This is a genomic window from Streptomyces sp. W16, assembly GCF_033194735.1.
GTDB lineage: Bacteria > Actinomycetota > Actinomycetes > Streptomycetales > Streptomycetaceae > Streptomyces.
Map to the genome: position 1 here is coordinate 1 of NZ_JAWOAI010000586.1, position 5616 is coordinate 5616.

A 5616-nucleotide genomic window follows, 5' to 3' on the forward strand; every position below is an offset into this window, starting at 1 on the left:
AGGGCCTGCGCGGCCACCTCGGGCGCGATCCGCGGCGCCGCGGGCACCTTCTCCGACGCCTCCGGTACGGCCGACAGCAGCGCGGTGTCGCCGACGATCCGTACACCCGTGGCGGCGATGGTGTCGGCCATCTCGGCGCCGATCGCGCCCGCCGCCTCGACGGCCCACCGGGGTGTCGTGATCTTCACGTCCTGCGGGGTCGGGCTGCACGAATTCTTCATATGCATGACCGCGCCGTTGCGTACGAGCTTGGAATACAGCTCGTCGGGGAGCCCATTGCCGCGGAATTCCACATTGAGCTTTCGCAGCATTTCGGTCTCGGCGAGGGTAAGAGAGCGGTTGGCGGCGTCCGGAACCGGCCGCAGCAGATTCGCGGGCAGCCCGAGCAGCGCCTCGAAGGTGCGCAGCAGTCCGTCCCGGTCACTGTCGTCGACCACGACGACGGTGACCCGCTCGGGGCCCACGGCCCGGGTCCACCGCTCCACCAGCCGGTCGTGCCGGTGCCTGCGCCAGAAACTGGGGTTGGGCTGCTCGTAGGGCGCCTTGCGGAGCATGTGCTCCAGCCAGTTGTCGTAGCCCATGCGCAGGCCGTTCTGCACGTACTGCTGCCACTGCGAGGGCATGATCTTCGCCAGCGGGCGAAGGGTGATCAGGATGTGCACGCGCTCGCCGCCGAGCTGCTCCACGATCCGGGCGATCGTCTCGTCGTCCTCGGCGTCGGCGAAGAACTCGCTGCTGATCACCGAGGTGCGGTCGCCGGTGGCGTGCACGGCGTCGAGGAGGCGCGTCCAGTGCTTGTCGGTGGGCGCGGTGTCACCCATCATCGCGGGCCGGGCGCAGGCGGCGAGGGCCGCTTCCATCGGGTGTCTGCTGTGCGCGGGGAAGTCGACGCCGTGCTCGGGCATCGTGTCCTTCGCGGCGAACAGCGCGCCCTGGATGGCGGTGGTCCCGGTCTTGTGCGGGCCGATGTGCAGCAGCCGGGTCCCGACAGGCAGCGCTTTCTTAATACAGTCCGTCTCCATGGTTAATGGAAGGTAAGAGTTGTTCCTGAGTTTGACCTGAGAGGAGCCTGGGACACAGATGAGTCCCAGGCTCCGGTCACACAGGCTTCATGAAACTCAGACCACGCTGACGCCGGGATCGCCCGCTTCCACCCGGAGTGAGGCGTACGTACTCGGCGTGGCCGTGGGCTTCACGACGGTGTCCACAACCCGCACCTTCGCGTCGATGCCGTCCCGCCGGATGTCGAACAGGTGGTAGCCGCGGTGGGCGTCGATCACCTTCCAGTGCGGGTTGTCCGCCATCAGCGGGTCCCACTGGGCATGGAAGGCGGCCTGGTCCTGGTCGCCGTTGCTGGAGATGGACGTACCGACGAACTCGGCGCCGACGACATCGGAGTCGGGATCGGCGAAGTCCTCCTTGAGGTCGCTGATCATCGTGAGATGCCGGTCGCCGCTGAGCACCACCGGGTTGCGGACGCTCTTGAAGTCCCGCAGCAGGGCGTTGCGTTCGACCTGGTAGCCGTCCCAGGCGTCGTAGAACCACTGCTTGCCCGCGCCGAGCAGGATGTCCGTCTCGGCCATCATGATCTGTGAGGCGACGACGTTCCAGCGGGCGGGCGAGTGACGCAGCCCCTTCAGCAGCCACGCCTTCTGCTCGGCGCCCATCATCGTCATCGACGGGTCCTCGGCGCCGGCCTGCGTGGTCGTCTGGTCGCTGCGGAACTGCCGGGTGTCCAGGACGTTGAGCCGCATCAGGCGGCCGAACTCCAGGCGCCGGTACATCTGGATGTGCGGCCCGTTCGGCACGGCGCTCGCACGCACCGGCATGTGCTCGTAGTACGCCTGGAAGGCCGCCGTCAGCCGCGCCACGAACGCGTCGTGCGACTGCTGGGCGGGGTCCTGCGGGACCTCCCCCGCCCAGTCGTTGTCCACCTCGTGGTCGTCGAAGGTCACCACCCAGGGGGTGTTGGCGTGCATCGCCAGCAGGTCCGGGTCGCTGCGGTACTGCGCGTACCGGTTGCGGTACTGGACCAGGCTGTACGGCTCCCCCGTCCCCTCGTGCCGGCGCGGCCCCGCGTTCGACGGCGCCGACTCGTAGATGTAGTCGCCGACGAAGAGCACGAAGTCGGGGTCCTGGGACAGCATGTCGGCGTACGGCGTGAAGTAGCCGTTCTGCCAGTTCTGGCAGGAGGCGAGCGCGACGCGCAGCCGGCCGCGGGAGCTGTCCGGGTGCGGCGCGGTGCGGGTGCGGCCGGTGGCGGAGAGCTGGCCGCCGGCGCGGAAGCGGTACCAGTAGTCACGGCCCGGGCGCAGTCCCCGTACATCCACGTGAACGCTGTGCCCGTACTCGGGCCGGGCGGGCGCGATTCCGCGGCGCACGCTCTTTCTGAAACGGGCGTCCTCCGCGATCTCCCACTCCACGGGGACCACTTGATCGGGCATTCCGCCGCCGTGCAGCGGGTCCGGGGCGAGGCGCGTCCACAGCACGATGCCGTCGGGCAGCGGGTCGCCGGAGGAGATGCCGAGGCTGAACACACCGTCGGGCAGCGGGGTTTCGGCTGCCCGGGCGGAGGTCGGCAGCCACAACTGCGCGGAGGCGGCGGCCCCGAGCACCGCCGCGCCGGCCGCGAGAAAACGTCGTCGATCGGGTGATACGGCTCCGGTCATCGTGAACTCCCTTGCGACGTTGGCCTCTTGGGTCACTTGGAAGCTCACAGTGCGCGGAGTCCCGCCTGTTGAACAGTAAGTATCGCGTCCATGACAAATGAGCACACAGCAAGAGACCCGTTGCTTCGAGAGCAACGGGTCTCAGCCAGTTTCGGTTACGCCGGGAAAACGATCTTCACCCCTGACGGACGATCAGCGCGCCGCGCCCGTCCGCTCAGAAGGGCTTGAACTCCTCGAACTCCTGCGTCGCCTCGTCCCGCTCGGCCTGCTTGTCCCGGCGTCGCTGCGTCGCGGGCCGCGGCTCGTCGAGCCGGTGGTCCTCGCCACGCCGGCCCAGCATCTCCGCACCGGCCATGACGGTCGGCTCCCAGTCGAAGACGACCGCGTTGTCCTCGGGGCCGATCGCGACGCCGTCACCGGAGCGGGCGCCCGCCTTCATCAACGACGCCTCCACACCGAGGCGGTTGAGCCGGTCGGCGAGATAGCCGACGGCCTCGTCGTTGCTGAAGTCGGTCTGGCGCACCCAGCGTTCGGGCTTCTCGCCGCGCACGCGGAAGAGGCCGTCCTCCTCCTGTACGACGGTGAAGCCGCTGTCGTCGACCGCCTTCGGGCGGATGACGATCCGGGTCGCCTCCTCCTTCGGCTTCGCGGCACGCGACTCGGCGACGAACTCCGCGATGGCGAAGGACAGTTCACGCAGTCCCGTGTGGGCGACGGCCGACACCTCGAAGACGCGGTAGCCGCGCGCCTCCAGGTCGGGGCGCACCATCTCGGCCAGGTCCTTGCCGTCCGGTACGTCGATCTTGTTCAGGACGACCATGCGCGGCCGGTTGCCGAGCCCGCCGTACTGCTTCAGCTCCTCCTCGATCATGTCGAGGTCGGAGACCGGATCGCGCTCGGACTCCAGCGTCGCGGTGTCCAGGACGTGCACGAGGACGCTGCACCGCTCGACGTGGCGCAGGAACTCCAGGCCGAGGCCCTTGCCCTGGCTGGCGCCGGGGATGAGTCCGGGGACGTCGGCGATCGTGTAGACGGTCTCGCCGGCCGTCACCACACCGAGGTTCGGGACCAGGGTCGTGAACGGGTAGTCGGCGATCTTCGGCTTGGCCGCGCTGAGCACGGAGATCAGCGAGGACTTGCCGGCGCTCGGGTAGCCCACGAGAGCCACGTCGGCGACCGTCTTCAGCTCCAGCACGATGTCCTGGAGGTCACCGGGAACACCGAGCAGCGCGAAGCCGGGGGCCTTGCGGCGGGCCGAGGACAGGGCCGCGTTGCCGAGACCGCCCCGGCCGCCCTGCGCGGCGATGTACGAGGTGCCGTGGCCGACCAGGTCGGCGAGGACGTTGCCCGCGCCGTCCTGCACGACCGTGCCGTCCGGCACCGGCAGGATCAGGTCCTGGCCGTCCTTGCCGGAGCGGTTACCGCCCTCGCCGGGCTTGCCGTTGGTGGCCTTGCGGTGCGGGGAGTGGTGGTAGTCGAGCAGCGTGGTCACGGACTGGTCGACGATGAGGATGACATCCCCACCCCTTCCGCCGTTGCCGCCGTCCGGGCCGCCGAGCGGCTTGAACTTCTCACGGTGGACGGAGGCACAGCCGTGGCCTCCGTTACCCGCGGCGACATGCAGCTCGACGCGGTCCACGAAGGTGGTCATGGGATGTGCCTCCAGTTACGTACAGCTATGTCTCTTGGTTCAGCTATGTCTCTACGTCAACACGCGAAAGGCGGACCCGCTTCCCGGAAGGGAAGTGAGGTCCGCCTCGCGAAAGCTTCCGATCAGTTGCCCGAATCAGCTACCTGATATGTCAGGCGACCGGAACGATGTTCACGACCTTGCGGCCACGGTGGGTACCGAACTCCACCGCACCGGCGTTCAGCGCGAACAGCGTGTCGTCGCCGCCACGGCCGACGCCCGAACCGGGGTGGAAGTGGGTGCCGCGCTGGCGGACCAGGATCTCACCAGCGTTGACGACCTGACCGCCGAAGCGCTTCACGCCGAGCCGCTGGGCATTGGAGTCGCGACCGTTCCGGGTGGACGATGCGCCCTTCTTGTGTGCCATCTCTCCTCAGTCCCTTACTTCGCAGCCGCGGGGATCTCAGTGACCTTGATCGCCGTGTACTGCTGGCGGTGGCCCTGACGACGGCGGTAACCGGTCTTGTTCTTGTACCGAAGGATGTCGATCTTGACGCCCTTGTGGTGGTCCACGATCTCGGCCTGGACCTTGATGCCGGCCAGCACCCACGGGTCGCTGGTCACAGCGTCGCCGTCGACAACGAGCAGGGTCGAGAGCTCGACCGTGTCGCCAACCTTGGCAGTGGAAATCTTGTCAACCTCAACGATGTCGCCGACAGCAACCTTGTGCTGGCGACCACCGCTGCGCACGATGGCGTACACGCTGATCTCACTCTCTAGCTCAGGGACGGCACCCCCGCAGTCCAGCCGCCCTGCGGAGCAGACGGCCTCTCCCGGCGGAACACGCCCGGGAGGAAGAGGTTTACGGGGATGTGGCGTGTCACCAGTGGACACGCCGACAGTCAAGGTTACGGGGCCGCAGCCGAACGGGTCAAACCGGGCCCGGTGGGGAGTGCGACCGGTCACATGGACCGGCCGCACCCACCCGGGGTTCAGCCCTCGTCGGTGGAGGCGGTGACGGAGGACGGGCTCGTCTGCTCCGCCGCCGCGGTCTTCTTCGACGTGGTCTTGGCGGCCTTCTTGGCCGTCGTCTTCTTCGCGGCCGTCTTCTTGGCCGCGGTCTTGGTGGCCGCCGCCTTCTTGGCGACCGCCTTCTTCGCCGGGGCCTTCTTGGCCGCCTTGCGAGCGGCCGTCTTCTTGGCCGGAGCCTCGACCTCGGCCGGCGCCTCGTCCACCACCGTCGACGGTACGACCACGACGGCCGCCTCCTCGGACGCGGTGGGCGCGGTCGCCTTGCGCACGGCACGACGCCGCGGG

General features: G+C 68.5%; 6 protein-coding genes. All 6 read right to left on the bottom strand.

Annotated features, from left to right (window positions below):
* On the bottom strand, positions 1–1022 hold a 1022-nt coding region (locus R6V09_RS44475), incomplete at its 3' end, for a hypothetical protein (RefSeq protein WP_317887180.1).
* A 96-nt stretch (positions 1023–1118) separates the two neighbouring features.
* Positions 1119–2669 (bottom strand): alkaline phosphatase D family protein, encoded by a 1551-nt coding sequence (locus tag R6V09_RS44480; protein WP_317887181.1) that lies wholly within the window; start codon positions 2667–2669, stop codon positions 1119–1121.
* 214 nt (positions 2670–2883) lie between these two features.
* The gene (gene obgE / locus R6V09_RS44485) at positions 2884–4320 is read right to left on the bottom strand and encodes a GTPase ObgE (protein WP_317887182.1); all 1437 of its coding nucleotides are present in this window, start codon (positions 4318–4320) and stop codon (positions 2884–2886) included.
* A 151-nt stretch (positions 4321–4471) separates the two neighbouring features.
* Positions 4472–4726: a 50S ribosomal protein L27 gene (gene rpmA, locus R6V09_RS44490; protein WP_019063244.1), complete on the bottom strand. Its 255-nt coding sequence runs from the start codon at positions 4724–4726 to the stop codon at positions 4472–4474.
* A gap of 14 nt (positions 4727–4740) precedes the next feature.
* A complete protein-coding gene (gene rplU, locus R6V09_RS44495; protein WP_006374708.1) occupies positions 4741–5061 on the bottom strand; it encodes a 50S ribosomal protein L21 in 321 nt (106 codons plus the stop codon).
* Between the two features lie 230 nt (positions 5062–5291).
* The coding region (locus R6V09_RS44500; protein ID WP_317887183.1) for a hypothetical protein at positions 5292–5616 on the bottom strand (325 nt) is incomplete at its 5' end.

What these genes read in the sequence shown, in the direction of transcription:
- R6V09_RS44480 (WP_317887181.1), bottom strand. Translation starts at nt 2,669, where the DNA reads ATGACCGGAGCCGTATCACCCGATCGACGACGTTTTCTCGCGGCCGGC.
- obgE (WP_317887182.1), bottom strand. Translation starts at nt 4,320, where the DNA reads ATGACCACCTTCGTGGACCGCGTCGAGCTGCATGTCGCCGCGGGTAAC.
- rpmA (WP_019063244.1), bottom strand. Translation starts at nt 4,726, where the DNA reads ATGGCACACAAGAAGGGCGCATCGTCCACCCGGAACGGTCGCGACTCC.